Raw genomic sequence first — 26,667 nt, 5'->3', positions numbered from 1 at the left:
GCTGACGGGCTAGAATAACCAGTAAATGAAAATTTTATCTGTTTTACATAAAGTATAGATTTTTATTGTCATTTTGTCAAATCTCTGGATAAGTGATATGAAAGGGATAAGTACATAATACACGATTTATAGACGTGATTATTTACCAATCTAAATTTATTATCGATTATCAGTATGATCAAAGCCGTAATGTAGAAAAGAAGGTATATTCCACCCTTCTTTTATATCTATATCAAAATGTGCTATCTTTTGTCTATATAGCCCCGGACTTAAGATGTATTAACTCTTATTTTAAGAGATTACTGCAAATTCCTTTCACCGATTCTTTTTGTAATCAGCTTCGGTACCAAAAATGCAAATCTTTTTATTAAAAGGAGAATAATTATAGTTAATACTAAGAAAATAATTATTTTAGTAAAACGAAAAGCTTTATTTTCTTCTTTTTGCTCAGGTATTGCTTCAATATTGCTTTTGGCAACAATATCAACCCTGCCAAGGACTATATTGTTGTTCATATACTCTATATACCCTACCTTATCTCCCTTGCTGACAGGAGCTTTCAAAGGCAGATTGTAGTTTTCCTTTTTAGAAATATTCCATTTGCTCTTGTCTAACGGAAGAGCACTTTTAAAATCGCTGGAAGTAACCAACTCAACTGTCTTTGTATTATTTGCACCAACAACATCAACTGTTTTAACTGTAACTCCTGCATCAATTAAAGTCTGATTAGAATAATTTTCAAACCCGTATTTTAATAATTCTTTTGCATATTTGAATACTGCGTTGTTGCCATGCATGACATGCATCACTACCGCAATCAGCTCCATTCCGTTCTCGTTGACTGCAGAACACAGTATGTTATTACCTGCTGCACTTGTATACCCTGTTTTGATTCCATTAACATAAAATTTCTTTTCTGCATTATCTATGCTGTAAGCATACTCATTGCTTTTCCATATAAGCCTGTTTGTAGTTCTGAAATAGCCCCATTTCTCATGAAAGTTTGTAGAAGGCATATCTCTGTAGTATTCTTTAGCAACTATTTCTCTGATTCCATGTATTGTCATGGCATGCCTTGCAATCATTGCCATATCCCTGGCGGTTGATAGGTGTTCCCTATCGGCTTTTGCATCGTCTTTACCGCACGGATTAACAAAATTGGTATTATAGGCCCCAAGAAAAGCGGCTTTTTTGTTCATCATTTTTACAAATTCCTCTTTGGATCCTCCTACATTTTCCGCAATTATATTTGCTGCTTCATTCGCAGACTTTATTAATGTTATGTTTACAAGGTTTTCAAGTGTAAGATTGCTTTCACCGGGCTCTATTCCGACATGCATCCCTCCCCTGCCTATGTCATATACAGCTTTTTTAGACACATTCATGATTGTATCAGGTTTGCAGTTTTCAAAAGCAAGAATAGCTGTCATAATCTTTGTTGTACTGGCTGGACGCAGTCTGATATCAGCATTTTGTTCGGTTATCACCTGTCCTGTTTTTGAGTCGATAAGTATATATGAAACATCGTCTGAAATATCCGGAAGACCTGCATAAGCAGTATTTGAAAGTATATTGAGTATAATTATAGCCATTATTACAATAAGACTTTTTTTCATATATTTCTCCTCAATAGTGTTTTACCAGCATAAATTTGATAATTTGTTTTTCCACACTATTATTTAAGCACTTGTTCTTCGGTTTTTCAACTGATTTATAGGATTTACACATATTACCTATTGTAAGATAAATAAAATAACACCATAAACTATATATAATAAATCCCGGTCATATGTTATAATAAAACCATATATTATTGAGTTTTACGTATTTGTGAGGTTTTACATATGAAAAATCATATTCAGGAATCACCCTTGATATTGAAAGATTTTTTAAATTACATGGAAACCATCCGGGGAAAATCTAAAAACACAGTTCAGGTTTACTTCTATGACCTTAGAGTGTTTTTCAGATTTTTAAAAATCCACTTTGGAGTTATAGATAAAAAAACAGATTTTGACTCAATAGCTATTTCTGATGTAAACCTGGATTTGATCAGCAAGGTCACTTTAAGTGTCCTTTATGAATTCATGTCTTTTGTCAGCCGGGAACGTGACAATACTGCAAGTTCGCGTGCACGCAAAGTAGCAAGCCTTAAATCTTTTTTCAACTATCTCACAAACAAGTCAAAACAACTGTCAATAAATCCTGCTAGTGAGCTTGAATCTCCAAAGCTTTTGAAACGGCTTCCCAAATATCTGAATATCGAAGAGAGCAAAAAACTTCTTACTTCTGTCAAAGGTAAGTATTCCGAACGCGACTATGCAATACTTACTCTGTTTTTAAACTGTGGAATGCGTCTTTCGGAGCTTGTGGGAATAAATCTGAATAATATAAAGAACAATACATTAACAATAATCGGCAAAGGAAATAAAGAAAGAACGGTTTATCTTAATAATGCCTGTATAAAGGCTATAGAAGAATATTTGAAAGTCAGATCTGTAGAAGGTGTAAAAGACAGGAATGCTCTTTTCCTCAGTGAGCGTAAACAGCGCATATGCAATAACATGGTTCAGAGAATAGTAAAAAGGTATATAATAGAAGCAGGTCTGGACCCTCAAAGGTATTCTACACATAAGCTGAGGCATACTGCCGCTACTCTTATGTACCGTTATGGCAATGTGGATATCAGAGCATTACAGGAGATCCTTGGACATGAAAGCATATCGACAACAGAGATATATACACATTTGGACAATAAGCAGCTAAAGGATGCAGTGGACAGTAATCCTCTTGCCAATTTTAATACAGGTAGTTTTAAAGATTCAAATTAAATTTTTGCTCGAAATATTTACAATCTTCTTACGTTTATTGAATTGCGGAACTTTATTTGGTAAAATTTTATTTATTGTTACTTTTAATGAGTATTTTAAAACAAGCTGCTTAATACATGATTTGACAAAAATTCCGATATTGTTATATACTTTAATTGTTTTTTGACATAATACTCTGAAAGCACTTGGAAAAGGCTTTTCAAGTGCTTTTGCATGTAAGGATTTATTTTTATTGATTTATTTTAGCCGGAACTTTGTAAGTATCGTTTCGTCATATTTATCATAATAACCATTTATTAATATGGGTTATTATATGTATTTTTAGTACAATAGTTGTTATAAGGATCTTAAGAAAAAGAGGTTAAGACATGAATGCAAGAAAATTTTATCTGACACTAAGTTCAATAGTATTGTTTTTTTTGTTTGCTGCGGGTATCGTTTTACTAGGATATATTAATAACAGTTCAGCAGGTGATTTTTTTGCCAGTGATATTATGAAGGATTTTTTCAGCAGCACAAACCCTGTAAATGTACTTGTTTTGGGCGGAGATAAGGTTAATGGCAATACTGACACCATGATGATCGTGAATTATAACCCTAAAACGGCAAATATCAGTGTACTTTCAATTCCCCGGGATACAAAAGTAAAAATTGACGGTTCTACCCATAAAATAAATTTTGCTTACCCTCACGGAGGAATTAAGCAGGCCGTATCTGCAATAAACGACCTGATAGACATAAATATTAATTATTACGTTTACGTTGATACATCTGTATTCAGAGATGTGATTGATGAACTTGGCGGTGTTGATATATATATACCTGCAAATATGGATTATGATGATGATATTCAGAAGCTTCATATACACTTGAAAAAGGGTCAGAGGCACTTGAACGGAAGAGAAGCAGAAGGTTATATGAGGTTCAGACATCCAAACTATTATAAGAAAAGCGATAAGGAACTGCGGAAGTATTATGATGGAAGCGATATAAAAAGGATTGACGCACAGCAAAATTTCATAAAAGAACTGATACGCCAAAAAGCTAATATTTTATACCTTCCAAAATTCAACAAAATATTGGATATGGTATTTGATAGAATAGAAACCAATGTTACACTGAATGAAGCTTTAAAAATGTCAAATAATATTACACAAATAAAAGCAGATAATGTAACCACCTTTAAACTTTTGGGCGAAGATAAAAAGACTAGCGGTAGTTGGTATTACGTATACAACAATAAAATACTGAATAACAATACTAAAGAAGTATTAAATGCCGATGCAGTTATTTCAGAGTTTTTCAAGGCAGATGAAAGCTTCAGTGAATTTAGTAACGGAGGAAGTAAGAGCAGGGATACGGAAAAAGAAAGTAATACGCGAAAAGGAAGTTCTAAAACAAAAAATACAGTTAAGCGGAGTGTTACAAAGAAAAACCCTTCAAATACAGAAAGCTCGATTAAAGGGACAAAAAAACCTGAACCGTGATTTTTACAGCAAATTTAGTATTTTAAACAAGGAGATTTCTGATGCTGGAACATATTGAAAAGATATTAAAAGTAATAATAGAAATAATCAATTCCTTCGGTTACTGGGGAATCGGTATAGGAATGCTAATCGAAAGTGCTTGCATTCCCCTGCCGAGTGAAGTTGTGCTTCCCTTAGGAGGAAATATGGTAAGGGCTTCAAACGGTGCCATGTCCCTTCTTGGTGCAAACATTGCAGTAAATCTTGGAAGCATGGTAGGTTCTTTAATAGCATACACTGTGGGTTATTTTGGCGGAAGGCCTTTTATATTAAAATATGGAAAATACTTTTTTGTATCACAAGACCATTTTTATAAAGCAGAAAACACCTTCAACAAATATGGTGTTGCAGCAGTTTTTTTCGGAAGATTGCTTCCGGTTATAAGAACATTCATATCGCTTCCTGCAGGTATAGCCAGAATGGACCTGAAAAAATTTCTTACTTTTTCTCTGGCAGGTATGATACCATGGAATTTTACCCTAATATATCTTGGGTACTGGTTTGGTAAAGACTATGAAACAGTTGTCCGCCCTATTTTCAAAAGATTTGAATATGTAGTAATAGCAGCAATTATCTTATTACTCTTTGTCATAGTGTTCAAAATGTTTTTTAAGAAGAAGAAAAATTGAGGGTTGTCTACAAAACATAATCTTCTACGAGGTAAAATATGAACATAAGAAAATTTGCACTTTTGACCAGTACGGTTGTTATGATTTTTCTCTTTGCTACCGGTATTTTTGTACTTAACTACCTCAGCAGCAGTACTGTCAGTGCAGCAAAAACTGGAAATAAAAATGTTCTTGGCGGTATTTTGGAAGGTATAAAGGAAATACAGGAACCCGTAAATATACTTGTGCTTGGCGGCGATAAGGTAAATGGAAATACTGACACCATTATGCTGGTTAACTATGATCCCTCATCAACAAAAGTAAATGTTATTTCGATTCCGAGAGATACAAAAGTATATATCGAGGAAAAAGAAAGAAAAATCAATTTTGCGTATCCACATGGAGGAGCAAAACTCGCAGTTGAAACTGTAAGTGGACTTTTACAGGCAAACATCAAATATTTTGTTTATATAGACACGTCAGTATTCCGTAAAATAATTGACAAACTTGGCGGTATAGAAGATTTTTATGTTCCACAAGATCTTAATTATGATGATGATGCTCAAAATCTCCATATCCATTTAAAAAAAGGACTACAGGATCTGGATGGCGACAAGGCAGAGCAATATATGCGATACAGAGGTTACGGCCGTAAGGCTACTGAATTCTATGACGGCTCTGATATCAAGAGAATAGATGCTCAGCAAAACCTGATTAAAGAGCTTATAAAGCAAAAAGCCAATATGTTTTACATACACAAATTTAATGATGTTGTAACAGATATATTTGACAGTCTGGAAACAAACATGATGCTGAGCAAGCTGATAGGGCTGGCACAAAATATAGGCAGCTTCAAATCGGAAAATGTTAGTTTTTATACGCTTCCCGGCAGTAGTAAATATTCAAATGGAGTATCTTATTTTATACATGAAGAAGAAAAAACAAAGGACATTATCTCTCAATTTTTTAGCGCCTCTGAAGGATTTGACGGAAGTGAACAAGTTATAGGAAATTACAGTAAATATGTTGAAGATATGACGAAAAAGAACAATTCAGAAAGTACTAACTCTATACCTAAAAAGAAAAAGAGTTATACAAAAAACAATCCTTCCAATAAAGATACAAATATCAAGAAAAATCAAAAGCCTGCACCATAAGCCTGTACCCTGCATTTATAAGCAGGGTACTGTTGTATTACGAAGAGCCTGACGGATATCCGTCAGGCTTCGCCATTTATCTTTTCCAAATATAGCTTTTGATATAATTTTACAGCACAAAACTAAACGAAGGATGCATACTTTATGACACTTATTATCAATATTTTAGTCTTCCACCACTATATACAAAAGGTTATCCTCCAGCATATAGAACAGTGGAACTATCAGTATGTTACGGTACTTCTCCCTCAGGCGTTTGCTTTCACTTAAAACAAAACCGATTTCATCGTTGATTTCAAATACAGGAGCAAAACTCATAAAATGTTCTTCTGCCTGTTCGGCATTCCATCCGGCGTTATTTATCATTCCTTCTACAAATTTTTCTTTTTTTGACATAAGGTTCACCATACCACATTCATTGTGGGCTATAAGCACTATACTCCTGACTCCGCCCATTGCAATGGCATATGATATCTTAAATTCATTATAGCGTAAATTTCCTCCACCGGTACGGATTATATAAGCATAGTTATTGGGGATACTAAGTTGTTTGCGGTTATCCATACACATTCCGACCAATAATTCCGCATTCTGATGGCTGCCGAACGTATGATTCAGATTATGATATTTAAGAAGCTGTTCTACAGGAGTATTTCTGTACTGCAGGGGTATATCCTTCTCGCTTGATACTTTGATTAACTTTTCCATATAATTGTTTCATCAGACAAATATATTAATAAATATGTCCGATAAATCATCTCTCCTATCTTTATACTATAGCCTCATGGGTATCAACTGTGCATAGTCATTCAGTGTACCGTTGCATATACAACACTCTATAATCTTCCTGCCTAACGGGTTTAGCTCAGGAGAAATGAATTTTGCAAGCTCCTTCTTAAAGAAATCCGAAAGTATCTTGGCACCAGCATCATACCCTTCAAAGCCTATCTCAGGCTGAAGATTAGGCTGTAAAAACGCCTTTGGCAGGAATGTTCCGTCAACCTTCAGGCTTTCAAGTGAATATCCAAGCAGCGAACATCTCGATTCAACCAGCTGCTCTGTCCTGAATTTGGCACTACCACGTCTTGCGAGATACTCTCTTGCTATCCACTGCGGCATGAATCCCACCTTATATACGCCTATGTGCTGATTCGGAATAAGTATATACCGGGTTCCCGATGTGTTGATTACCTGCTCAAGGAGGAGATTAGCCTGGTCAATCCTTCGTCCCGTGGCAAAAGGCCAATATGAGCCGACACCTTCACTACTCATCCCTTCAGAATCTGTTATGCTTGGGTTATCATAGCCTCTCGGTGCCACTAATCTCCATAACCACGCAAGGCTTGGCGGAAGTATATGAAACATTCCCATGATTCCGTATGTCGGCTTTTCACGGGTACAGGGCGGAGTTCTAACGCCAAAGCTTCTCACATCTATCTCAACCGGTTCATTTACTATATCCGGAATAAACCTCCTTGGCATTATAACCCTTGGATTGGGGCACGGTTTTCCTGGTTCGTCCATTGTATGCTCCCATATAAGACATGTTGAACCAGGTATTCCTTGGAGATTCAGAAATATAAGCGGCTCTTTAGGATGTACGCATAATTTCTCATAGTGTGGATCTGTACCATATTTGTTTATATGGTTTATTCTTAAAAACCATCCTTCTTCAGCGTCTTTTACTATAAGCTTTTTACTTCCATTCTGAAGCGATGGATGGCAAAGTGCCATATCATCGGTAACCGGCTGCAGCTCACAAGTCTCTTTCAGTTCAAGATAGGTCTTTTCATTGGTTACAAGATTTTTTCCGAGTAATATTCGTCCATCCATCTCCTTATGGACCGGCTCAATCATTTCACTTTTTCCTCCGCCGCTAGCACCCTCATGCATTACGGTTATTACATTCTCATAAGGTGTTATGACTTTTACAGTAGAAGCATGTACAGTAACCCATCCCTCAATTTCTCCTATATTAAGCAGTACGCCGTATATTCCCTTTTTTGCACTCGGTCCCGGGTACAGATTATATGAAAACAACTCATGCATTTCATTTAGTCTGTTATGCACCACAACCTGTTTCCCGTCAAAATGTGTGTGTCTGAAAGGTGGAGCAAGATATATCACTGCCTTAGGCTTGAAGCCCTGTGGTATTTCATTTTCAGGAATAAATCCCTGTAAGTCCGCAAGGCCTGCAGCAAAAAAACCTGCATTGACAGGCGCAACTAGTAGTGCCGGGTATCCTAGATCGTTTCCACCCGCCATAAATGGCATTACTATAAGTTTCTGCTGTTTCAACCAGTCAAAAGTCATGTTACGCAGGGGCTTGAAATCCTCTCCATATACATCCCTATATCTCGGTTTGTCTGTTTCTCCTATGTCAGCAACAACCATACAATCTGGGTCTCTTCTTCTCATATACATGTCCATATAGTTTACCACAGCGCCGTTTTTACACTTTGCCACAGTTGCTTCCGTTACTCTGCCATGATCAGGGACGTCATACCATACCTCAAACATCATATTCTCTTCATGTCCCATTGCAAGATTAAGAAGTTGTTTGCGGTTTGCGGGCACAATTGCCTTTGTACCGCTTTCAAGCATATTTTTTAGTTCTTCCGGTAAATTAAACCTTTCTAATACATTTTTGTCCATTATAAATCCTCCTTAAAAATAAAAAACCAATACTCATCAACCTGATTAATCAGGTTGATGAATATTGGCCTACACTACGACAAGTTTTTACCCTTCGTTTGGTCAACCAAAATATTCAGTTATGCTTTAAGCCTTTTTTCAAGGTCACAACCCACAGTAAGCACAATTACTTTTTCTCCTGTTTTAGTGCTTACATCCGAGTGGGTACTTAAAATCTCAATATCCACTACTGTCCTTATAAGCTTTTCAAAAGGCTCTCTCCCATTTTCAAATAAGGCTGTACGCATGTCCTTTATAAGTTTTATACCATGGTTATTGTCAGCAAGCTTTTGTTCGGACGGATTAAGAAAACCGTCAATAATAATAAGTATGTGATTTTGAATTATTCTGGTCTTTATATCCTTAGGGCCACGTCCCATGTATTCCTTTTCAAACTTGCTTACCATATCACTTATCCGGGCCTCAACCTGCCCCTTAGTCATCTTAACGTTATCCACGGTACTCCTCCAACCTTATAATATATAATACACAGGTTAACCAATAAAGTAAATAGGTTTTTGAATTTTTCACTAACTTCACTTGCATATTTAGCTGTTTCTGGATTAATACGTCTATTATTTTGAATAAATAAACATTACTTCCTGCATTCAAATTATTTTCTAAAATCTTTATTATATATTAAGCATTTTTCTTTAAAATTTTATTCGTCTGCTGTACATATATTTCTTCATATATTCACCAGACCATAAGTCAGTAACAGAGCTATGAGAAGTAGGGGAATAGTCGTATATCCTCCCGGAAAATATCCCTTTGCTCTTAACATAAATCCAATATGTCCAATAACATTCAGTATTTGGATTATAGCAAATACCCAGATTAAAGGTATGGAAACACTCTCATTTTGCATAGCCAAAACCAAGGTCAGCACCGCATATGAATAGATAACTATATTGACACCTACAAAAACCCGCTTTGGAATTTCACCAAAAGGAAACTTAATTCTGAAACCGGTCCGTATTTCTTCAGCAAGATGTACCGCTAAAGTAAGAACAAGTAAGACATACAGTTTGATTACCAGGCTCAAATTCATCCCTCCAAGTTACAGCCCTGTGTAAGAATAAATAAAAAAGACTCCTAACATAATCCTACCTATGGACTGTGTTAAAAATCCCGCTACCGTTACCGGTTCCAAATCCAGGTTCAATCAACCCTGCCAGTATGCCTACCGGCAATTAAACTATCTTATTAACAAGATGATAATATATCAACTGGAAATGTTTTGTCAATAACATCGTATATAATAATTTATTTTGTCTGATATCCCAAGTCATTTATTATATCCTTTATAGTATCTACTGAAACACGCTCGGGATCAAACTCAACCACTACTTTTTTACCCTCCAGATTTACATCAACATTCTCAACACCGTTTAATGCTCCGACAGCTTTTTTTATAGTGTTTTCACAATCTCTGCCGGATATTCCGTCAACTTTCAAGCTTACCATTTCTCCCGTCATACAATACCTCCATTTGTTCTTTATTAATAAGCCATTTATTAGTATATCATTTTATTAAAGTTTAATAAACATATTTTGGTATTTTGTCTAAAATTTTCATTGTTTTTTATGCCCATTTTACTCATATGCATAAAAATTCAATTAAATTTCTAAAAATATAAACTATATACTCTATAACGATATATTATCTTATATCAATTTAACATTGATTACTGCAGATTATACAGGCATATACCACAAATAAAAAGAGCACCCGCTGGTGCTCTTTCTTATTCTTATTACATCATACTCATTCCGCTCATGCCGCCTGAAGAACCTCCCGACATGCTGCCTGACGAACCTCCTGACATTCCTCCCATGTTCATCATTCCCATTCCGCCCCCGCTCATATTGCCCATAGGCATACCCATCATGCCCATTCCGCCCATGTTGCTCATTCCACCTTGTGGCATTGATTGCATCTGCATTCCACCCATATTATTCATCATGTATTGCTGCATCTGATTTATCTGCATCTGCATCTGATTTAACCTGTGCATAGTCATTGTATTCATATCAGGCTGCATTCCGGAAGACATATTCATCATCCCCATGCTACCCATATTACCCATGCTGCCCATAGGCATAGTCCCCATTGCTCCACTCATACCCGGCTGCATTCCCGCATGTCCTGTCATATTATATCCGGACATGCCTCCGGGTGACATGAAGCTAAGAACCGCAACAGCGATAATTATTCCAATAAAGGAGAAAAGCGCAAGTTTTAGCCATCCGTTATTCTGCATAACCAAACCTCCATTTCGAATATTCATTTTATTGTTTTGCTTTTTTGTGTTTTCCAGATTGAATATATACTTTGTAAATGCTGTTATTAATAGTCCTAATCCTATAATTAACAATAATATCAATATAAGCATATACAATGAGCCGATATTTCCCAGTATACTCATTAAATCTTATCTCCCTTCATTCTATTTCAGCCATATTATTGCCAGGAATATTGTTCCTGCTACAATAAACGGAAGTAAGATTATGATTGTAGCAGTAGTCAGGTAATGAGCAGAGTTCAAAAAGCTGCTAACCCCGCTGTGGTGTCCTGCCATACTGTCTTGTCCTGTCACGCTTTCCATTTTTTCCTGCTGTTTTATCAAATCCGACACCGTTATATTTTTAAGATGCATGCTGCTCATCATGTTGCCCATGCTTGTATCCATCATGCCTGCTTCTCTCTCTCTGTTGAAGCCGAATGAAACAGCCAGTGCCAATACAGTAATTGCTCCAAATATTAGCGCAAGCCGCCAAAAGTAAAGCTTTTTTCTATCCGGCATTTTTATTCCTCCTGAGAAACCTAATAATCAGCCCAAGCACAATACTTAATGCAATTAATAAGGGTGTAATAGCCGAAGCATTGGTAATAAGCCTATTTAAAGCAAAGTCATTCTCTATAGTCATAGACAATCCCATGAGAGAACTGTGCATCGCTTCCATCATCCCCCGCATGAACTGCATAACCTGAAGTTCGGTGGGACCGGGACTAAAAGCCGATATCAATATCCCCGAAGCCATAAAAAAGAAGGCAGTAGCTAAAATCCATATGCACAACTTAAACCAAGATTTTTGCATCATTGTTTTATCCTCCTCTTTGCTTATGGATACTTTTTCATGTGCTTTCAGTTCCCTTCTTTGTACCGGGCTTATTATTACCTGGCTTAGACTTAGAACGGGGCCAGACAAGTGCGTGGCACTTCATATAAATATGCCAGATTACACTGGCAACTACTATATAAGTCAGTTTTTCATGTATATATAGAGCAAAGGATACAGCAGTCATATTTGAATCCATGCATATCCATATGATTGCACCTGTTATTATGAATATCAGCGTCGTTATAAAAGTAAACAGCTGATATCCTCCTTTTCCTATCATAAACCAAGCAAGCTTTTTATCTTCGTTCCTTATTCCTCTTATAACTTCATAAGCGACGGAAACAAATGTAAGCAGGACGTATACAGCTGCTGAAAGCCTATGCACGTAATCGGCAGATACAATATCATAGTTCAGAAGCCACCCGTACTTTGCTCCAACCATTGCAAGTCCGCTCAATGTAAGCAGCGCAAATGCAACTGTCCAGAGCCAGTGAATTATAAAATCAAATCTAATCTTTTCCACTTTTATTTCTCCCATATTAAGTTTTACTGTGTATTAGCGTTATTCTCATTAGTATTTGTATTACCACCCTGATTAGCTGTATTGCCTTGGTTCGGACCACCGGTCTTCATAAAATTGAATGTCCCTGCATCATATTGTTTTTTCAAATAGCCTAATAGTGCAAGTATAAGGGATATCACCAATATAAAAGTCAAAACTCTGATGAGCAAGCTTAAAAGCCCCGCAACACTGAAGACAGGACTAAACCCTCCATATCTGCCGACATGACTCTCCATCCCGTATCTCACCCCTACACCGCCAAAGCTTCCCAGCAGTGCGAATAAAAGTATTATTCCAAGTACAGCAATAGTAATTATTGATATAGTTTTTAGTACCGGATCATTTTTTATAGACTGGAAAAACTGTGTACCTCCTGTACTATCCTTGAGAAATATATTCTTTATCCACATAACTATGCCGACTACTACGGCAATAATCAATACAGCCAATAGAAGCTTTATAAGCAGCATTAAAAATCCACCTAAAAGAGTATCGATTGAATATCCATAGCCTGTTCCAGCCATTCCTCCCATATGATCCATGTTTCCACCTCCTGTCATTTGATTGAAAAGAAATACGAATGCTATAGTTCCGGCTATTAAAGTTAAGATTGTCCTTATTAATAGGTTGTTTTTGTGGCCACCAGGCACTTTATCACCTCGGTTTAGCGTAATGTTGAGTCGTTATCTGAATTACTCCCGCCTGTTCTCCGGGTATTGTCATTCCTGAACACACTGAAAATAGCACCTAAAATTCCTGCAATCAGACCAACCACCATAACTATCAATATCAGATTGAATACCGTTGATGTATTAATACCGGAAAATAATCCCATTGTACTGTGATTCATAGTTTGTGTCTGATATGCATTGTTTGTAATACTCTGTATCATACTTGAAGCTATTGCCATCTGAGCTGTAAAATCTTCATTCAGTCTGTTCAGCATTGTCATTCCTTGTGCAAGCTTAAATACCCCCTGGTGAAGTTGAGCCATTGCATCTTTATTGTACGGATATCCGTCAGGACCTCCATACGGATTTACATTAATAAGCGTTGATGCCTGGTTAAGCAGGTTAATCGCATTATTCAGTTTTGTTTTGTTCTGTAAAGCAATATTATATCTCTGAACATGAGTCCGATAGTCCGGCGGATTAGTTTCCGCCATTGACGACTGGATAAGCAGGTCATCCCCAAGCTGGTTTATGGTCATTATCCCTTGGGCTAGTGTGAATATGCCGCTATGAAGCTGCTGAAGTTTACCCTGATCGTAAACATAATTCTGTTTTTCTTGTGTATTCACTGTACCCTGATTAGTATTTGCAGGCGGTGTCTGTTTATTAGGGGTATTATTGGCAGGTGGAGCAACATTTACAGATGTGTTCCCGTTTGGATATACATTGACTGTCCCACCTTGTGTTGATTGTATGTTGCCCTGACTTGCCGAAGGGAGTGTTGCCTTCGAGTACGGGTCAATACTTATTAAGTCTATAGCCTGATTTATCATCCCTATAGCCTGATTCAGCCTGTCCCTGCTCTGAACTGCAGCAGTATTAGGCGATGCATTTCCCTGATGAGTGCTGCCATGCTGGTTTTGTACATTCTGCCCGCTACCTGTATCAGCAGCTTGGTTATGACTTGGCGCTGTAGTTTCAGGCGTATTATTCATCCCCTGATGATTCATACCACCCATAAAAAACAAGCTATAAGCTATATATCCCAAGCCACCTATAATAACCAGTATAAGAAATGTAGCAAGCAATATTCTTAAAACTTTCATTTTCTTACCTCTCTTAAAACAGTCTAACTTGAAAAGAATAATATTCTCGTTTCATGTGTCCATATACCGCAAAAATCAACTCATTGCGCAACCAAACTACTCTAATTCAATATCTCCCAGCCTGATAAACAAGGAAATATTTTATATGTAATAGTTTCTTAACATTAATGCAAAATTATTCGCTATATCTTCAGTTCCAGAATATGCTTAGATTCTATTATGCAAATAGTTTCCAAGTATTTCTTCGATTATAAATACACATATTACGAACTCTCCAGAATATCAAAAAGAGCCCTATTCAGGCTCCTTGATATTTTTTATATCCCTGCTGACACGCTTTATCTGCTTCATCAATATGGCAACGTCCATTGCCAGTATCACAGTGTTTCTGAATTTCTTGCTTTTCACAAAATCACCTCTGAATTATTATGTCCAGGTTTATGTAAATTTATTATTTATGCAGCTTATATCAGGCTCCTAAATAATTGAACGATACTTCGACGGAGTCACTATAACTCTTTTTTTGAAGAAGGAAATGAAAAACATTTTCTTTTTTGATAAACTGAACAAGAGTAGATACAACTTTTTCCTTTTTAAGAAATATGAAAAGCTTCCAAACCAACCCTGGAAGCTTTATATGAATAGCATTATTTTTGTTCTGTATTAGATAAATATTTCATTTCCCCTGAATTCTCTGCCGTCCTCATTAGTAATTTCGGCATTTTCCTTGTTCCATGTTGTAATCTTACCGCACAATGGACAACATACCTCATTATCACACATGATAGCCATTTTTAAAGCATCTGTGCTTTCACAATAAACTGATGAATCAAATGATTTGTTACAGTTTGTACATTGAATATGAATTATTTTGGTATCGCCCATAATAATCCCTCCATTTCATACTTATACTTTTACTTTTTTTACCGCTTTTCTTATCAACCATCTACTGCCCAATTAATTTTATCATATTTTCCATATTTCCCATAGAATTATTATTCATTTCATCATTACATACACCATCCTTCCGAATATAGATACCCAAATGCAAGTCTTACTCTTAAGCTTATAGTTGGTTGCCTATAAATTATATTCATGCAAAGCAGTAAAAATAATAAGGTATAGTTCTATTATTCAAAATGGTATTATTTAGCGGTTGAAAGCCCATACACTTCAGAGTATAATTCATAAGCACTAATTTTATAATTTTTCCCGTTTTGAAGTATTAATGAAAAGAAATGCCTAAGTACGTAGAAAGAGGTGTTCATATGAATATGGATAAGTTTAAATATTTACTTACAGCTATTATACTTGCTTCCCTGCTCGTAGTCGCACAACCGTCAGTGAGTAGTGCACAAAAATCTAATATTGAATTTACTATACCAGCAATAGTGCTTGTACAAAACAAAACAGAAAAAATGCTTGTTAATCATAATTTTGAATCTGATTCAAAAATATATATTCCTATGGAAAAAGATACGGATTCAGGTTTTTATGTGACAATGCCTGGTTCAATGCGTTAGTTTATCGTATAGAACCTGATATGCTATGTTTCTGAATATATGTTATTGCTTAGATATGAAAAAGAGCGCTTTCAAGATATCAATAAAACAAGCGCTCTTTTCTTTATCACTTTTTATTTCAGTTTCTAGTCTTCACTAAGTTGATTTAGCGGCACTTCCGCCCTCTTTTTGCTCTCAAGGTAAGTAACTTCTGCATTTTCTCCCCTGATATTTTCCAACCATACTGAAGAATTTTTGTGCTTTACTTCTATTACTCCATTAGAATTAATGATCTGCCTTGCCCTGATACTATCCATGTTTTCAACTCCTTACATTTATTAGTACTGCTGGGATTATTACGACATATTCACCCTAATAATATTATTTCTTAATTCGTTATGTTTATTATAAACTTTATTTATTACCGTTTGTATCTTCTTCCGAAGGAGACTCCTTGTCATATTCATATACTATCACCTCCTGAGGCCGTATCAATATGTTATTATAAGTATATCCAGGCCTTACAGTACCGTGAATAGTGTTATTTTTTTCCTCATTTCCGGTTTTTATTATTTTGATTATTCTTTGTCTATCCTTATTAAACCTGCCCGATAACTCTATTTCGTGTAATCCTTCCTTCTTAAGGATATTCCCCAATTCAGTGTACAGCATTTCAACTTTTTCACCCTTGTTATCTCCAAACTCTGATTTCATAAGTAATACCTTGTCCCTTAGATCTATCAGTCTGAAAAAAACTCCGGATATTTGTGCCGTATTTTCGCTTAATACAGCTTCAACCTTTGACTTGCTCAATTCTTCTGAATTGACCCGTGCACTTCCTGACAAACTGACCTTAGCAGTTGCGTATCCTGAATTCATCTTATAATCCCTGTGTTCTCTTTTGTTTTCCAGAATCAATCTTTTTTCTAATCTCTCTAAAAGTTCATAGGATGTACCAAGAATCTTTCCTATCTCATTGTTTTCTCCCTCGCTAGGAGCTTTTAGTCCGTTCAGTTTGTAGGCTAGCTTCTCAATTCTATGAACCGTATTTTCAATTTCTTTTTTACCTTTACTTTCAAACAGCGAGGTTATAGACTTGAGTATCATAGTATCCCTTACCCCCTCACACTCTACCAATATTCTCCATAACAAACAGTAGTTTATGTTAATACTATGAATAAATATATAAATTAATTACTCACTTGGAAAAATGTTATTCATTCAAATATATGTCGGAAAACTCAATCTTTACCTTTTCCATCCCCAGTGCAGATTCATTATTCTCATCATTTGAATTATCTACCAATATAACAGGGAGTTCTATAAGAAATTCACTCCCTTTTCCAGTCTCACTTTCCACCCAGATTCTCCCCCCATGCATTTTAACAAGTGATTCTACTATTGATAAGCCTATTCCGCTTCCTTCATTCTCTCTTGTTAAAGATGAATTTACCTGTCTGAATCGCTCAAAGATGATTTTTTTCTTCTCTTCAGGTATTCCAATACCCGAATCCTTAATGGAGAGCAATACAAACTTACCCTTATCAGAAATCTTAACCCATATTTCCCCACCGGGCCTTGTATTTTTTACTGCATTTGAGAGGAGATTCAACACTATACGTTCTATCTTTTCTACATCACAGGCAATAACTTTATCTTCTACTTCAGTATCAAAAGTAAATTTTATGGATTTATTTCTTATGTATTCTTCCACAGACATAGATACACTCTCTACAATATCTACAATATTTTTGTTTTCCATTTTAATATTCATATATCCGGAATCAATTTTTGTAATATCTATAAGATTGTTTATCAGCCTTAGGAGCCTATAACTATTCTGTCTTATTGCTTTCAAATGCTTTTCCCTCTTTATCTGGCATTCCGTATTAACCGTGCATTTCTTCTCATAAGCCTCAAGCAGCTGAATCGTGCCCAGAATAACATTCAGTGGAGTTCTAAACTCATGGGAAATGTTAGTAAAAAGCTCTGTTTTCAATCTATCATATTCTATAGCTTCCTTAAGGAGTCTTTCATTATCCTTGTTGGATTGTTGAATTGCCAGAGTTCCTTTCTTAACAAGAAAAAACACCATAATAGCAGTCCCTGCCACATAGAACCATCCTTTAAAGGTTTGTAACTTTAGTATTGTTGATACATCTGCTGCATCCCCTGCTATAAGCTTATCGGAAAACAGCACCCATGCACCTCCTACAATAGAATAAATCAAAGCAATTCTCAATGGTACGTGTTTGTTGCTCCCTGTTCCAACAAATGAAATGATCCTGGCTTTAACAGTTTTTATAGTTTCTTTCATAAACCTTTCTCCTATTGCCTGTAATTTAGTTATAGTTATCAATTTATTCAAGTACTAATATATTACTATAAACATACAATATTTAATATAATAAATATTATGTAACCTGTATTTCTATAAATCCCATAGAGCAAATACAATCATTATGTTATTATTTATAGTAAGATTAATATAGAAAGATAGTGGTGAGTAATGAATAAAAGATACTACATTAAGAGACTGTTAATAATTTTATTATTCCCTTTAGGATTGGTTTTGTTTTACACAACACCCCAATTTCCCCTTTTTATAGAAAAGGCTTACTCAAAAGGCCTGTTCAAGATATTGTCCCAGATTCTCAGCACCATTACAGGGGTCTTACCCTTTTCGATGGCAGAGATAGGACTATACTTATTTTCACTTCTGGCGCTTTTTTGTATAGGTTATGTATTTTTCAGACTTGTAACACAGAAAAGGGACAAGCACCTGATCCTGGTGAGGTTTTCTCTAACTCTGGCAGCCGTATTAAGCATTGCATATTTCTTCTTTATGCTTTTATGGGGATTCAACTATAACCGTTTGCCTTTTTCTCAAATTGCAGGTCTAAATATACAACCCTCTTCAGTAAAAGATCTGTATGAAGTATGTGAAAAGCTGATAAACCAAGCTAATGATCTGCGTAGTCTGGTTGATGAAAACCAAAATGGAGTTATGTATATTAAAAATGGTTACAGAGAGGCTTTCAAGCGTGCGGACAAAGGTTTTCACAAAGCCTCGGAACTCTACCCCGAGCTGGGAGGAAACTATGGCAAACCTAAAGGCGTACTGCTGTCAAAATACATGTCATACACAGGAATTTCAGGCGTTTATTGTCCGTACACAGCAGAAGCCAATGTTGATATAGATATGCCCGATATACTTATTCTTAGTACAGCCTGTCATGAAATGGCGCATCAGCGCGGTTTTGCAAGAGAAGATGAAGCAAATTACATCTCATATCTTACTTGTAAAATGCATCCCGATAATGACTATAAATATTCTGGAACAATACTGGCACTTATACATTCAATGAATGCCTTATACAAATATGACAAGGAGAGTTTTTCCCAGCTGCATAAGAAATATTCTCCGGGCATCGTAAGGGATTTTTATGACAACAGTCAATACTGGAAGCGTTTTGAGGGGCCGGTCGAGCGTGCTACTGACTCCCTGAACAATGCATATCTGAAAGCAAACAGGCAAAAGGACGGTGTACAAAGCTACGGCAGAATGGTTGACCTACTTATTGCAGAACATAAAATGCAAAAGAATAAATAACTTATACAGTTTACACAATATAACATATTGTGCCAGAAATCTATTGATAGTAATAAATACAAATTAACCGGCACAACCCGTTTGCATGTAGCATATGAAGTGAATGCACCTGCTATTTGGTTACAGTATATGAACTCAAAAGTGTAGTACCGTCACCTGTAATAGTGATAGCATATGTTCCGGGCTTGGTTTTTTCATTCACACGCCATGACCATGATACTGTTCCTTCTTTATCAGCAGTCTTTGATTGGTACGCTGTATATGTCTTACTATCCAGAACATATGTAGAAGCAATCTCATACTCAGCACCAGCTTTACCTTGTACTGTAAATTCTACTTTTTCCCCGGCTTTTACTTCCTTCTTTGCACTTAAAATTTTTATTCCATCCCTGCTGTCAATTTGTTCTGTCTGCAATCTGACAAAATCCTGTCCATCTGGCATTCTTGTGAGATAGCCTGTATTACAGGCAGATAATATAGCCGGCAATAGCAATAAACAAAAAATCAGTTTCTTCATAAACCTATCTTCAACCTATCCTCTTCAGAAATTATAATAATATTATATCCCGAAGCAAAATTTTATATTTACAAAACAAAAAGGAGCTTAGCTTATCCAAACTCCTTTATTGCTGTCAACTTATTTTGTTGTGCTTATCTCTGTAACTCAAACAAATTGCTCCAGATGTTTTTTCCCCAGGAGTAAGCCCTCTTTTACCTTTTCCCTGCTGCCCTCATATACTGGATCTTCATGTTCAGTACTTAATACTCCATCATAACCGTTTTCTTTCAATACCCTAATGAATTTTCCCCAATCGACCTGACCCAGCCCGGGCATACGGTAACGCCAATAACCTGCTCCGTGTCCGCCCCCAAGCTGTCTGTTAAAAGCACCATACCATTTCAGTTTTTCTTCAAATATCTCTGTATCCTTTGCATGTGCATGGAAAATCCTGTCTTTAAATACAGGGATAACTGCCGTATAGTCTATAAACTGAAACAATAAGTGGGAAGGATCAAGATTCAATCCGAAGTTTTTGTTTGGTACCCTTCTGAACATTTCTTCCCAAAGTTCAGGGCTAAATGATATTGTGCCGGGAATTCCGGGTACTTGCCAGCCTTCCATGGGACAGTTCTCTATCATCAGCTTTATTCCTTTACTTTCAGCATAGGATACCAATTCTCCGAAAACTTTTTCAAACTCGTTAAAGTTTTCTTCAATACCCTTTTCCGGATTACGGCCTGCAAATGTGCCAACAAGCTTAGTATCCAGCATCACAGCAGCATCTATGCATTTCTTTACATGAAAGTTTATTCTTGCCCTTTTATCCGGATCATTGTGAAGATTATTATCATAGTATGCAAGAGAAGAAATTGTCAAGCCATATTCCTTCATAAATTTTTTTATCTCATCTGCCTCTTGTTGAGTCAAATTAGCCACATCAATATCACTCGATGAATAATCTCTTGAGTTTGATTTTGGCCAGCAGGCTATTTCCAAAGCTTTAAACCCGTTTTTACCGGCCCACTCCGCTTTTTCCTTAAACGGCATATCTCCCAGACTTACAGTCAAAAAACCTAGGTACATTTTTTTCCTCCTTATAATAAATAAATATTTTATTAATTTTACAGCTTGTGTTTATACCATCTTACAAAATGATCTCCCTTTTTATTTCCGCCGAACTATATATCCCATCTATTATCTTCATAAGCATTAAAGATTCTTCAGGAGTTGACACAGGCTCATTATCACTTCTTATACAATCTATGAAATGCTCGAATTCATTTACTGCCATTGAAGGATAGTTTGTATCCGGGCATATGCTTACACATGTATCCAGAACTTCAGAAAATAACTTAAGCTTACCGTCTGCAAAAGATATTCCACCTTTGGTTCCAAGTAATTCATAATAGTTGTATTCCTTTTCAATATTTGATGCCCAATTGAATTCAAAGTCTATAGTAGCTTCATTTTTCAGTCTGATAAACCCCGCTGCAAAATCTTCCACATCATATATACCGGTATTGTTCTTCCCGTAGTTCCAGCTGTTCCTGGAGTTGTTTTCTGCAAACTTGGAGTATGTTACACCTGTTACAGTGGATGCCTCTGGATATCCCATGAAGTACATAACCAGATCCAGAAAATGCACACCAAGATCTATAAGAGGTCCACCACCTGAAAGCTCCTTGTTTGTAAACCACCCACCTTTGCCCGGAATTCCACGCTTCCTTCTCCAGCCGCATTTTGCATGATATATTTCTCCTAAATAACCTTCTTCTATGTACTTCTTTACAAAGTATGATTCATTGGTAAATCTGTTGTTCAATGCAACCATAAGTTTTTTCCCGGAAAGGTTTTTTATCTTTATCATTTCCTGGACTTCTTGTGAATTCAATGCAACAGGCTTTTCACAGTGTACATGAACACCTTTTTTCAGAGCTTCTACCGTTACAGGTTCATGAAGGAAATTCGGCGTACAGACACTTATAAAATCAAGTTCTGTCTTATGCAACATCTCTTTATAGTCAGAAAAAACATTCGGTATATTGTATTTCTCCGCAAGCCTTTTTGCAGCCTCAGTGTTATTATCACAAATAGCCGATATTTCTACACAATCTATCTTTGAATACCCGTTCAGATGCTTATACTCAGCAATTCCACCTGCTCCTACACAGCCATATCTAATCTTATCAGTCATTGTAAAGACCCCCTAGTCTATTTTGACTGTAATCCCTCTTTCTGCTGATTCCATACAGGCAATAATAATTTTTAATGCCTTCAGACCTTCTTCCCCGGATATCTCAGGCGCTTTATTGACGAGAATGCAGTTAATAAACATATCTATTATACCGGATTTGGATTGCGATTCATTCGTCTGTATCTTACCAACCTTATAAAACACTTTTTCCCCGCTCTTTTTAGTAACTGTTATTGGATATTCTGGATTATCATATATTTTCATAGTACCATTGGAACAATGCAGGATCGTACTGTTGTCTTCTCCACCGTAATATGTCCAGCTGGCTGTCAGAGTTCCTATTATTCCTTTCTTTGATTTCAATATACATACTGCATTGTCATCCACCTCAATCAATGAACCTTTTTCATTCCTTTTATCCACTGTGCCGACAAATGCTTTTACCTCTTCTATTTCATCGTCAATCAGCCATCTGATCAAATCTGCCTTATGTACTCCCAAATCTCCCATAGCACCTACGTATGCATCCTTCTTCTTGAAAAACCATGTGCTAAGTCCATCCGCACTCCATACTTCCGGTCCACCATGCCCGAAGGCTGTACTGAAGCTTAATACTCTGCCCAGTTCCCCGGTTTTCAGTATTTCCTTCGCTCTCACATGAGCATCTGCCAGTCTTTGGTTGTGACCTATCATTAGAAATTTACCTGCTCTCTCAGCCATAACAACCATCTTTTCCGCATCTTCTACTGTTGTAGCCATGGGCTTTTCACAAAGCACATGCTTTCCTGCTTCCAAAGCTGCTATAGTTATCGGTGCATGCCAATAGTTTGAAGTACATACACTTACTGCATCTATGTTCTTATCTGAAATCAATTCGCTATAATCCTTGTAAACAACTCCGCCATATTTTTCTGCAAGTTCCTGTGCTCTTTCCGGCTTTTCATCACAATAGCCAACTATTTTACAAGCCGTGTTACCTGCATATTCGGGTGCATGCCTGTATTTTGAAATAGAACCGCAGCCTATAATTCCAATATTTATCAATTTAATTCCTCCTTATTTAATAGATGATTCTCGAATAATAAGTTCATGCTCCATAAATACATCCCTCGGTTCCTTAACCTCACCCTTTATTTGTCTTATCAGGAGGTCCATCGCAGTACACCCCAGATCATACTTGGGCTGTGCTACAGTTGTGAGCCTCGGATCGCACATTGATGCAAAACTGATGTTATCAAATCCAACTACCGCTACATCCTCCGGTACTCTTAACCCACTGTCCTTCACTGCTCTTAAAACCCCTATTGCCATAATATCCGATATTGAAAATATGGCAGTAGGCTTGTTTTTTATTGATAGCATCTGCTTTGCAGTCCTTAATCCGCTTTTAAAACTATAATCACCGTATTGAACCAACTCCGGATCGTAATCAATACCCGCTTCCGATAAAGCCTTTTTATATCCCTCCTCCCTCTGCTTTGTAGATAAAAAGTTGTTTTTACAGCTTATCATTCCAATCCTTCTATGTCCCAGCCCTATTAAGTGCTTCATTGCTTTATACGAAGCTTCCACATTGTCTATAGAAACATGTGATACATCCGCTCCTTCTTTGTACTCGCAGCATTGCACCACAGGATAACCTCTGCCTATATCCGATAATTCCTCTTTATTTAGTTCCGGAGCCATGAATATCACTCCATCCGAAAGCTTTTTCTTAAGCATTTCAATATATATTTTTTCTCTCTCTGCATCCGAGTCAGTATTACACAGCATCACATTATAGCCGTTCTTATGTCCCACGTCCTCTATTCCCTTAACTATTCTTGAGTAAAAAGGATTTGATATGTTCGGGAGCAGGACCAATATCATCTTTGTTTCAGAACGCCTCAGATTTCTTCCAAGCATATTAGGCTGATAGTTCAGCCTTTTTATTGCATCCATAACGGCCTCTTTTGTAGATTCAACAACAGACGGACTGTTGTTAAGTACTCTGGATACTGTCGCAACTGATACCCCAGCCATTTTTGCCACATCCTGTATTGTTGCCATACTTAATTTCACCCCACTTAATGTAACGGATTACATTCAAAAACAAAGATATTATTGATTTTTTTAGCTATATGCAATGAATAATATAAAAATTCCTGAATTACCTGCATAATCTTTTATATACAATATCTCTGATACTCCTCCGCTAATTGTCTTTATTTAAACACACATTATTATCATGTAACGGATTACATTTATTATTATATTATAATTCCTTTTTAAATCAAGATAATTTATAAAACTTTTTATAAAAAGTTTTATAAATTATCTTCCCTGAATCAATATGATGTAAAATATCTGTAACACAAACAGGTAAAGTGATACCTTTAGAAAGGCATAGACTGCATATCTATACTTTTTTAGACAGATCGTCAAAGTTGAAAAGTATACTTTTATTTTCCAATCCCATATCTCTAATATAGTTAAATACATCCTGTGTCTCTTTTGAAAGAAATGTTTCTTTACAAGGGGCGCAATAGTATACGGGAGCATTTGATAAGGTTACTATTTTATTGTTGATTTTCTTCTGAGCATTGATTCTGTGAAGAGTTGTAGGCTTGCCGCAAAAAAGGCACTTAATGAGCTGCATTTTATAATCCCCCTTTTCTCATTATTATTGTATATTAATTTTTTATGTCAAAAATGATTTTATCATTTTCCATATGTGAAGGTGTATCCATTTTTTCGCACAGCTTGATCTCTCTATATATAATTTCTGCTGCATCTTTACCACTCTGAGGTACTATCTGGGATACATCCCGTATTTTAAAGGGTATTCCAGATAGTCTCGCAAGCTTTTTATCCTTATATTCCATTTCCATCAGAAATCCCTGCTGGTTTTCAGGGTCTCTCTGATCAAATATGAAATTTCCGAGACTGTAGAATATTGGCTTTTCTTTGTAAATTTCTATACTTTGAAATCTGTGAGTGTGGTGTCCGATCAGTATATCTGCGCCCTGATCTATTATTTCATGAGCAATCTCAACCTGTTTTTTCGTAGGTTCATAAGTATATTCAATTCCCCAATGCAGCGAAACTATAAGCAAATCAACCATACCTCTTGCTTTCGCCATATCTTCCCTTATATATTCAATTTTTGTCGGGGCAACACCGGATTTGTTGTCTTTAGCAAGAAATGATAAAGGTGGATTACCCTTGTAAGTAATCTCTGCCATATCAGTATAGGCAAGCAAACCTACCTTTATTCCTTTTTTCTCAATAATAGTAAGTTTTCTTGCCTCTTCCAGATTTCTGCCTGCTCCGGCATAGGCAATTCCATTTTTGTTTAGTATTTCAATTGTATCATAAAGTCCTTTTTCATAGTAATCCAGTATATGATTATTTGCAAGGCTAAACAGATTAAAACCTGCATATTTCAAACCTTCTATAGCTTCAACTTCATTTTTGAGAACATATTTTCCGCCTTGTTTTATACCTGTAAGGCCTTTGGTACTCGAAGTAATAGATTCCTCAAGATTACCGAATACTATATCTCCCCTCCGCAGAAAGTCTGCAACCTTTTCAAAAGGATAAGCATATCTGCTTGGCTGTTTTATAACTCTTAATCCAACCGATCTTCCAAGCAGTATGTCTCCCACTGCCGTTATCTTTAGTATTTCATCATTATATTCTTCATTTTCAACAGCAGACTTATCTTCCATGGTTTTAGCATCAGCTTTGCTATCCTGGGTCTTTGTATTTTCATTTTTGCTATTAGCTTGTCCGTTACTGCCTGTACCCTGAGTTTGCACCATTGTCTCAACCGTGCCATCCTTGTCCGAAAGTTGGCTGAAATACAATACTCCTACCGCTACCATAACTGATAAAGATATTACTGTCATTATTAGTATCACAATAACTAAAACTTTTTCCTTCATTGACTGACCCCTTTGAAATGGATTAATGCTGCATTTTATGTTCTATATTTGTTTTAACCTTTTTATGTTTCCCTTAACAGATATTCCGATATAGGCGTGTATACCCTTTTATTTTCTACTTGCTCACTTTTAAATAAGTGAACCCTGTCTACAATTATTTCGTCAAATAAATGCTTATCAACTATACTTTTTATACCTTCAAATTCCATTTTGAAAGCTATGTCCTGGCCAATTGTGATATGAGGCTTATACACTCTTTTTTCTGCTTCAAAACCAATCTCTTCCAAACCACTGTCTATACCCGATTGCAGTTTTTCAAGCTTGCTCAGTTCTCCGTTTAAACCAAGCCACAAGACTCTGATATTTCCTTTTCCGGGAAAAAGTCCGGCTTCAGATATATTAAGTCTGAATCCGTCCGTGTTGTCACATATATTCATAATTTTGTGATTTATTTTCCCAACTTGAGCATTGTCAACTTCTGACAAAAATTTAAGAGTCAGATGGAAATTATCAATATACTTCCACCTTCCTGCTACAGCATGTGCTTTCAGTTTCTTTTGCAAGCCTGCGATCTGGTCCTTTAATCGCATGCTGAAATCTATTCCGACAAACATTCTCATAATAACCTTCCATTTTTAAAATCCGTATA

The 26,667-nt window shown here is 36.3% G+C and carries 30 protein-coding genes; 6 read left to right on the top strand and 24 right to left on the bottom strand.

Features of this window, described 5'->3' with window-relative positions; translation table 11 throughout:
• Nucleotides 1-299: 299 nt before the first annotated feature.
• Nucleotides 300-1,616, bottom strand: a complete 1,317-nt coding sequence (locus tag N3I35_17275; protein MCX8131834.1) for a D-alanyl-D-alanine carboxypeptidase — start codon at nt 1,614-1,616, stop codon at nt 300-302.
• Nucleotides 1,617-1,844: 228 nt separating this feature from the next.
• Here N3I35_17275 and N3I35_17270 point away from each other — a divergent pair, with 228 nt between their 5' ends.
• The 4 genes from N3I35_17270 to N3I35_17255 all read left to right on the top strand — a co-directional run bounded on the left by N3I35_17270 (nt 1,845) and on the right by N3I35_17255 (nt 6,122).
• Nucleotides 1,845-2,831, top strand: coding sequence for a tyrosine recombinase XerC (locus N3I35_17270; protein ID MCX8131833.1), 987 nt, complete (start codon nt 1,845-1,847; stop codon nt 2,829-2,831).
• A gap of 368 nt (nt 2,832-3,199) precedes the next feature.
• Nucleotides 3,200-4,318, top strand: a complete 1,119-nt coding sequence (locus N3I35_17265) for an LCP family protein (protein MCX8131832.1) — start codon at nt 3,200-3,202, stop codon at nt 4,316-4,318.
• 41 nt (nt 4,319-4,359) lie between these two features.
• On the top strand, nt 4,360-4,986 hold the full coding sequence (locus N3I35_17260; protein MCX8131831.1) for a DedA family protein: 627 nt from the start codon (nt 4,360-4,362) through the stop codon (nt 4,984-4,986).
• A 38-nt stretch (nt 4,987-5,024) separates the two neighbouring features.
• Nucleotides 5,025-6,122, top strand: a complete 1,098-nt coding sequence (locus N3I35_17255) for an LCP family protein (protein ID MCX8131830.1) — start codon at nt 5,025-5,027, stop codon at nt 6,120-6,122.
• 165 nt (nt 6,123-6,287) lie between these two features.
• On the opposite strand, the gene N3I35_17250 is transcribed toward N3I35_17255, so the two are convergent.
• The 12 genes from N3I35_17250 to N3I35_17195 form a co-directional block, all read right to left on the bottom strand.
• Complete coding sequence (locus tag N3I35_17250) at nt 6,288-6,830, bottom strand: carbonic anhydrase (protein MCX8131829.1); 543 nt, start codon at nt 6,828-6,830, stop codon at nt 6,288-6,290.
• A gap of 66 nt (nt 6,831-6,896) precedes the next feature.
• The gene (locus tag N3I35_17245) at nt 6,897-8,777 is read right to left on the bottom strand and encodes a DUF4914 family protein (protein MCX8131828.1); all 1,881 of its coding nucleotides are present in this window, start codon (nt 8,775-8,777) and stop codon (nt 6,897-6,899) included.
• A gap of 119 nt (nt 8,778-8,896) precedes the next feature.
• Nucleotides 8,897-9,259, bottom strand: a complete 363-nt coding sequence (locus tag N3I35_17240) for a DUF2294 domain-containing protein (protein MCX8131827.1) — start codon at nt 9,257-9,259, stop codon at nt 8,897-8,899.
• 245 nt (nt 9,260-9,504) lie between these two features.
• On the bottom strand, nt 9,505-9,861 hold the full coding sequence (locus N3I35_17235) for an HXXEE domain-containing protein (protein ID MCX8131826.1): 357 nt from the start codon (nt 9,859-9,861) through the stop codon (nt 9,505-9,507).
• A gap of 221 nt (nt 9,862-10,082) precedes the next feature.
• Nucleotides 10,083-10,295 carry a copper ion binding protein gene (locus N3I35_17230; protein ID MCX8131825.1) on the bottom strand — a complete coding sequence of 71 codons (213 nt, stop codon included), beginning with the start codon at nt 10,293-10,295 and terminating at the stop codon, nt 10,083-10,085.
• Between the two features lie 278 nt (nt 10,296-10,573).
• Nucleotides 10,574-11,080 (bottom strand): hypothetical protein, encoded by a 507-nt coding sequence (locus tag N3I35_17225; protein ID MCX8131824.1) that lies wholly within the window; start codon nt 11,078-11,080, stop codon nt 10,574-10,576.
• Between the two features lie 186 nt (nt 11,081-11,266).
• Nucleotides 11,267-11,623, bottom strand: a complete 357-nt coding sequence (locus N3I35_17220) for a hypothetical protein (GenBank protein ID MCX8131823.1) — start codon at nt 11,621-11,623, stop codon at nt 11,267-11,269.
• Nucleotides 11,613-11,921, bottom strand: coding sequence for a hypothetical protein (locus N3I35_17215; GenBank protein MCX8131822.1), 309 nt, complete (start codon nt 11,919-11,921; stop codon nt 11,613-11,615). Before N3I35_17215 ends, N3I35_17220 begins: the two co-directional genes overlap by 11 nt.
• Before the next feature lie 34 nt (nt 11,922-11,955).
• The gene (locus N3I35_17210) at nt 11,956-12,465 is read right to left on the bottom strand and encodes a cytochrome b/b6 domain-containing protein (GenBank protein MCX8131821.1); all 510 of its coding nucleotides are present in this window, start codon (nt 12,463-12,465) and stop codon (nt 11,956-11,958) included.
• 23 nt (nt 12,466-12,488) lie between these two features.
• Nucleotides 12,489-13,046 carry a hypothetical protein gene (locus N3I35_17205; protein ID MCX8131820.1) on the bottom strand — a complete coding sequence of 186 codons (558 nt, stop codon included), beginning with the start codon at nt 13,044-13,046 and terminating at the stop codon, nt 12,489-12,491.
• Between the two features lie 122 nt (nt 13,047-13,168).
• A complete protein-coding gene (locus N3I35_17200) occupies nt 13,169-14,281 on the bottom strand; it encodes a hypothetical protein (GenBank protein MCX8131819.1) in 1,113 nt (370 codons plus the stop codon).
• A gap of 663 nt (nt 14,282-14,944) precedes the next feature.
• Complete coding sequence (locus N3I35_17195) at nt 14,945-15,166, bottom strand: hypothetical protein (protein MCX8131818.1); 222 nt, start codon at nt 15,164-15,166, stop codon at nt 14,945-14,947.
• Between the two features lie 383 nt (nt 15,167-15,549).
• Between N3I35_17195 and N3I35_17190 the strand changes: the two genes are divergently transcribed.
• On the top strand, nt 15,550-15,804 hold the full coding sequence (locus N3I35_17190; GenBank protein MCX8131817.1) for a hypothetical protein: 255 nt from the start codon (nt 15,550-15,552) through the stop codon (nt 15,802-15,804).
• A gap of 125 nt (nt 15,805-15,929) precedes the next feature.
• Here N3I35_17190 and N3I35_17185 read toward each other — a convergent pair whose 3' ends face one another.
• From N3I35_17185 to N3I35_17175, 3 genes are all read right to left on the bottom strand, one after another.
• On the bottom strand, nt 15,930-16,100 hold the full coding sequence (locus N3I35_17185; GenBank protein MCX8131816.1) for an H-type small acid-soluble spore protein: 171 nt from the start codon (nt 16,098-16,100) through the stop codon (nt 15,930-15,932).
• Between the two features lie 97 nt (nt 16,101-16,197).
• Nucleotides 16,198-16,890 carry a nucleotide exchange factor GrpE gene (gene grpE / locus N3I35_17180; GenBank protein MCX8131815.1) on the bottom strand — a complete coding sequence of 231 codons (693 nt, stop codon included), beginning with the start codon at nt 16,888-16,890 and terminating at the stop codon, nt 16,198-16,200.
• A 106-nt stretch (nt 16,891-16,996) separates the two neighbouring features.
• Entirely contained in the window at nt 16,997-18,100 is a 1,104-nt protein-coding gene (locus tag N3I35_17175) for a HAMP domain-containing histidine kinase (protein MCX8131814.1), read from the bottom strand.
• Nucleotides 18,101-18,292: 192 nt separating this feature from the next.
• Here N3I35_17175 and N3I35_17170 point away from each other — a divergent pair, with 192 nt between their 5' ends.
• On the top strand, nt 18,293-19,396 hold the full coding sequence (locus tag N3I35_17170; protein ID MCX8131813.1) for a DUF3810 domain-containing protein: 1,104 nt from the start codon (nt 18,293-18,295) through the stop codon (nt 19,394-19,396).
• A gap of 112 nt (nt 19,397-19,508) precedes the next feature.
• Here N3I35_17170 and N3I35_17165 read toward each other — a convergent pair whose 3' ends face one another.
• The 8 genes from N3I35_17165 to thpR form a co-directional block, all read right to left on the bottom strand.
• On the bottom strand, nt 19,509-19,913 hold the full coding sequence (locus N3I35_17165; GenBank protein MCX8131812.1) for a hypothetical protein: 405 nt from the start codon (nt 19,911-19,913) through the stop codon (nt 19,509-19,511).
• A 147-nt stretch (nt 19,914-20,060) separates the two neighbouring features.
• A complete protein-coding gene (locus N3I35_17160) occupies nt 20,061-20,981 on the bottom strand; it encodes a sugar phosphate isomerase/epimerase (protein ID MCX8131811.1) in 921 nt (306 codons plus the stop codon).
• Between the two features lie 61 nt (nt 20,982-21,042).
• A complete protein-coding gene (locus tag N3I35_17155; protein MCX8131810.1) occupies nt 21,043-22,092 on the bottom strand; it encodes a Gfo/Idh/MocA family oxidoreductase in 1,050 nt (349 codons plus the stop codon).
• 12 nt (nt 22,093-22,104) lie between these two features.
• Nucleotides 22,105-23,142 carry a Gfo/Idh/MocA family oxidoreductase gene (locus N3I35_17150; GenBank protein ID MCX8131809.1) on the bottom strand — a complete coding sequence of 346 codons (1,038 nt, stop codon included), beginning with the start codon at nt 23,140-23,142 and terminating at the stop codon, nt 22,105-22,107.
• A 6-nt stretch (nt 23,143-23,148) separates the two neighbouring features.
• A complete protein-coding gene (locus tag N3I35_17145; GenBank protein MCX8131808.1) occupies nt 23,149-24,141 on the bottom strand; it encodes a LacI family DNA-binding transcriptional regulator in 993 nt (330 codons plus the stop codon).
• Nucleotides 24,142-24,490: 349 nt separating this feature from the next.
• Nucleotides 24,491-24,730, bottom strand: coding sequence for a YgiT-type zinc finger protein (locus N3I35_17140; GenBank protein MCX8131807.1), 240 nt, complete (start codon nt 24,728-24,730; stop codon nt 24,491-24,493).
• Nucleotides 24,731-24,764: 34 nt separating this feature from the next.
• Entirely contained in the window at nt 24,765-26,018 is a 1,254-nt protein-coding gene (locus N3I35_17135) for a CapA family protein (GenBank protein MCX8131806.1), read from the bottom strand.
• 62 nt (nt 26,019-26,080) lie between these two features.
• On the bottom strand, nt 26,081-26,638 hold the full coding sequence (thpR, locus tag N3I35_17130; GenBank protein MCX8131805.1) for an RNA 2',3'-cyclic phosphodiesterase: 558 nt from the start codon (nt 26,636-26,638) through the stop codon (nt 26,081-26,083).
• Nucleotides 26,639-26,667: the final 29 nt, after the last annotated feature.

It is taken from the genome of Clostridia bacterium (assembly GCA_026414765.1).
In the GTDB taxonomy this organism is placed as follows: Bacteria; Bacillota; Clostridia; order Acetivibrionales; family DSM-27016; genus SKW86.
Note: the sequence above shows the minus strand (reverse complement) of the source record. Positions and strands in the feature narration are given on the sequence as shown.

Bases quoted from the DNA above. Each gene is read 5' to 3' on its own strand.
- N3I35_17275 (MCX8131834.1), bottom strand. From the start codon at position 1,616: ATGAAAAAAAGTCTTATTGTAATAATGGCTATAATTATACTCAATATA.
- N3I35_17270 (MCX8131833.1), top strand. From the start codon at position 1,845: ATGAAAAATCATATTCAGGAATCACCCTTGATATTGAAAGATTTTTTA.
- N3I35_17265 (MCX8131832.1), top strand. From the start codon at position 3,200: ATGAATGCAAGAAAATTTTATCTGACACTAAGTTCAATAGTATTGTTT.
- N3I35_17260 (MCX8131831.1), top strand. From the start codon at position 4,360: ATGCTGGAACATATTGAAAAGATATTAAAAGTAATAATAGAAATAATC.
- N3I35_17255 (MCX8131830.1), top strand. From the start codon at position 5,025: ATGAACATAAGAAAATTTGCACTTTTGACCAGTACGGTTGTTATGATT.
- N3I35_17250 (MCX8131829.1), bottom strand. From the start codon at position 6,830: ATGGAAAAGTTAATCAAAGTATCAAGCGAGAAGGATATACCCCTGCAG.
- N3I35_17245 (MCX8131828.1), bottom strand. From the start codon at position 8,777: ATGGACAAAAATGTATTAGAAAGGTTTAATTTACCGGAAGAACTAAAA.
- N3I35_17240 (MCX8131827.1), bottom strand. From the start codon at position 9,259: ATGACTAAGGGGCAGGTTGAGGCCCGGATAAGTGATATGGTAAGCAAG.
- N3I35_17230 (MCX8131825.1), bottom strand. From the start codon at position 10,295: ATGACGGGAGAAATGGTAAGCTTGAAAGTTGACGGAATATCCGGCAGA.
- N3I35_17225 (MCX8131824.1), bottom strand. From the start codon at position 11,080: ATGCAGAATAACGGATGGCTAAAACTTGCGCTTTTCTCCTTTATTGGA.
- N3I35_17220 (MCX8131823.1), bottom strand. From the start codon at position 11,623: ATGCCGGATAGAAAAAAGCTTTACTTTTGGCGGCTTGCGCTAATATTT.
- N3I35_17215 (MCX8131822.1), bottom strand. From the start codon at position 11,921: ATGATGCAAAAATCTTGGTTTAAGTTGTGCATATGGATTTTAGCTACT.
- N3I35_17205 (MCX8131820.1), bottom strand. From the start codon at position 13,046: ATGGATCATATGGGAGGAATGGCTGGAACAGGCTATGGATATTCAATC.
- N3I35_17200 (MCX8131819.1), bottom strand. From the start codon at position 14,281: ATGAAAGTTTTAAGAATATTGCTTGCTACATTTCTTATACTGGTTATT.
- N3I35_17195 (MCX8131818.1), bottom strand. From the start codon at position 15,166: ATGGGCGATACCAAAATAATTCATATTCAATGTACAAACTGTAACAAA.
- N3I35_17190 (MCX8131817.1), top strand. From the start codon at position 15,550: ATGAATATGGATAAGTTTAAATATTTACTTACAGCTATTATACTTGCT.
- N3I35_17185 (MCX8131816.1), bottom strand. From the start codon at position 16,100: ATGGATAGTATCAGGGCAAGGCAGATCATTAATTCTAATGGAGTAATA.
- grpE (MCX8131815.1), bottom strand. From the start codon at position 16,890: ATGATACTCAAGTCTATAACCTCGCTGTTTGAAAGTAAAGGTAAAAAA.
- N3I35_17175 (MCX8131814.1), bottom strand. From the start codon at position 18,100: ATGAAAGAAACTATAAAAACTGTTAAAGCCAGGATCATTTCATTTGTT.
- N3I35_17170 (MCX8131813.1), top strand. From the start codon at position 18,293: ATGAATAAAAGATACTACATTAAGAGACTGTTAATAATTTTATTATTC.
- N3I35_17165 (MCX8131812.1), bottom strand. From the start codon at position 19,913: ATGAAGAAACTGATTTTTTGTTTATTGCTATTGCCGGCTATATTATCT.
- N3I35_17160 (MCX8131811.1), bottom strand. From the start codon at position 20,981: ATGTACCTAGGTTTTTTGACTGTAAGTCTGGGAGATATGCCGTTTAAG.
- N3I35_17155 (MCX8131810.1), bottom strand. From the start codon at position 22,092: ATGACTGATAAGATTAGATATGGCTGTGTAGGAGCAGGTGGAATTGCT.
- N3I35_17145 (MCX8131808.1), bottom strand. From the start codon at position 24,141: ATGGCAACAATACAGGATGTGGCAAAAATGGCTGGGGTATCAGTTGCG.
- N3I35_17140 (MCX8131807.1), bottom strand. From the start codon at position 24,730: ATGCAGCTCATTAAGTGCCTTTTTTGCGGCAAGCCTACAACTCTTCAC.
- N3I35_17135 (MCX8131806.1), bottom strand. From the start codon at position 26,018: ATGAAGGAAAAAGTTTTAGTTATTGTGATACTAATAATGACAGTAATA.
- thpR (MCX8131805.1), bottom strand. From the start codon at position 26,638: ATGAGAATGTTTGTCGGAATAGATTTCAGCATGCGATTAAAGGACCAG.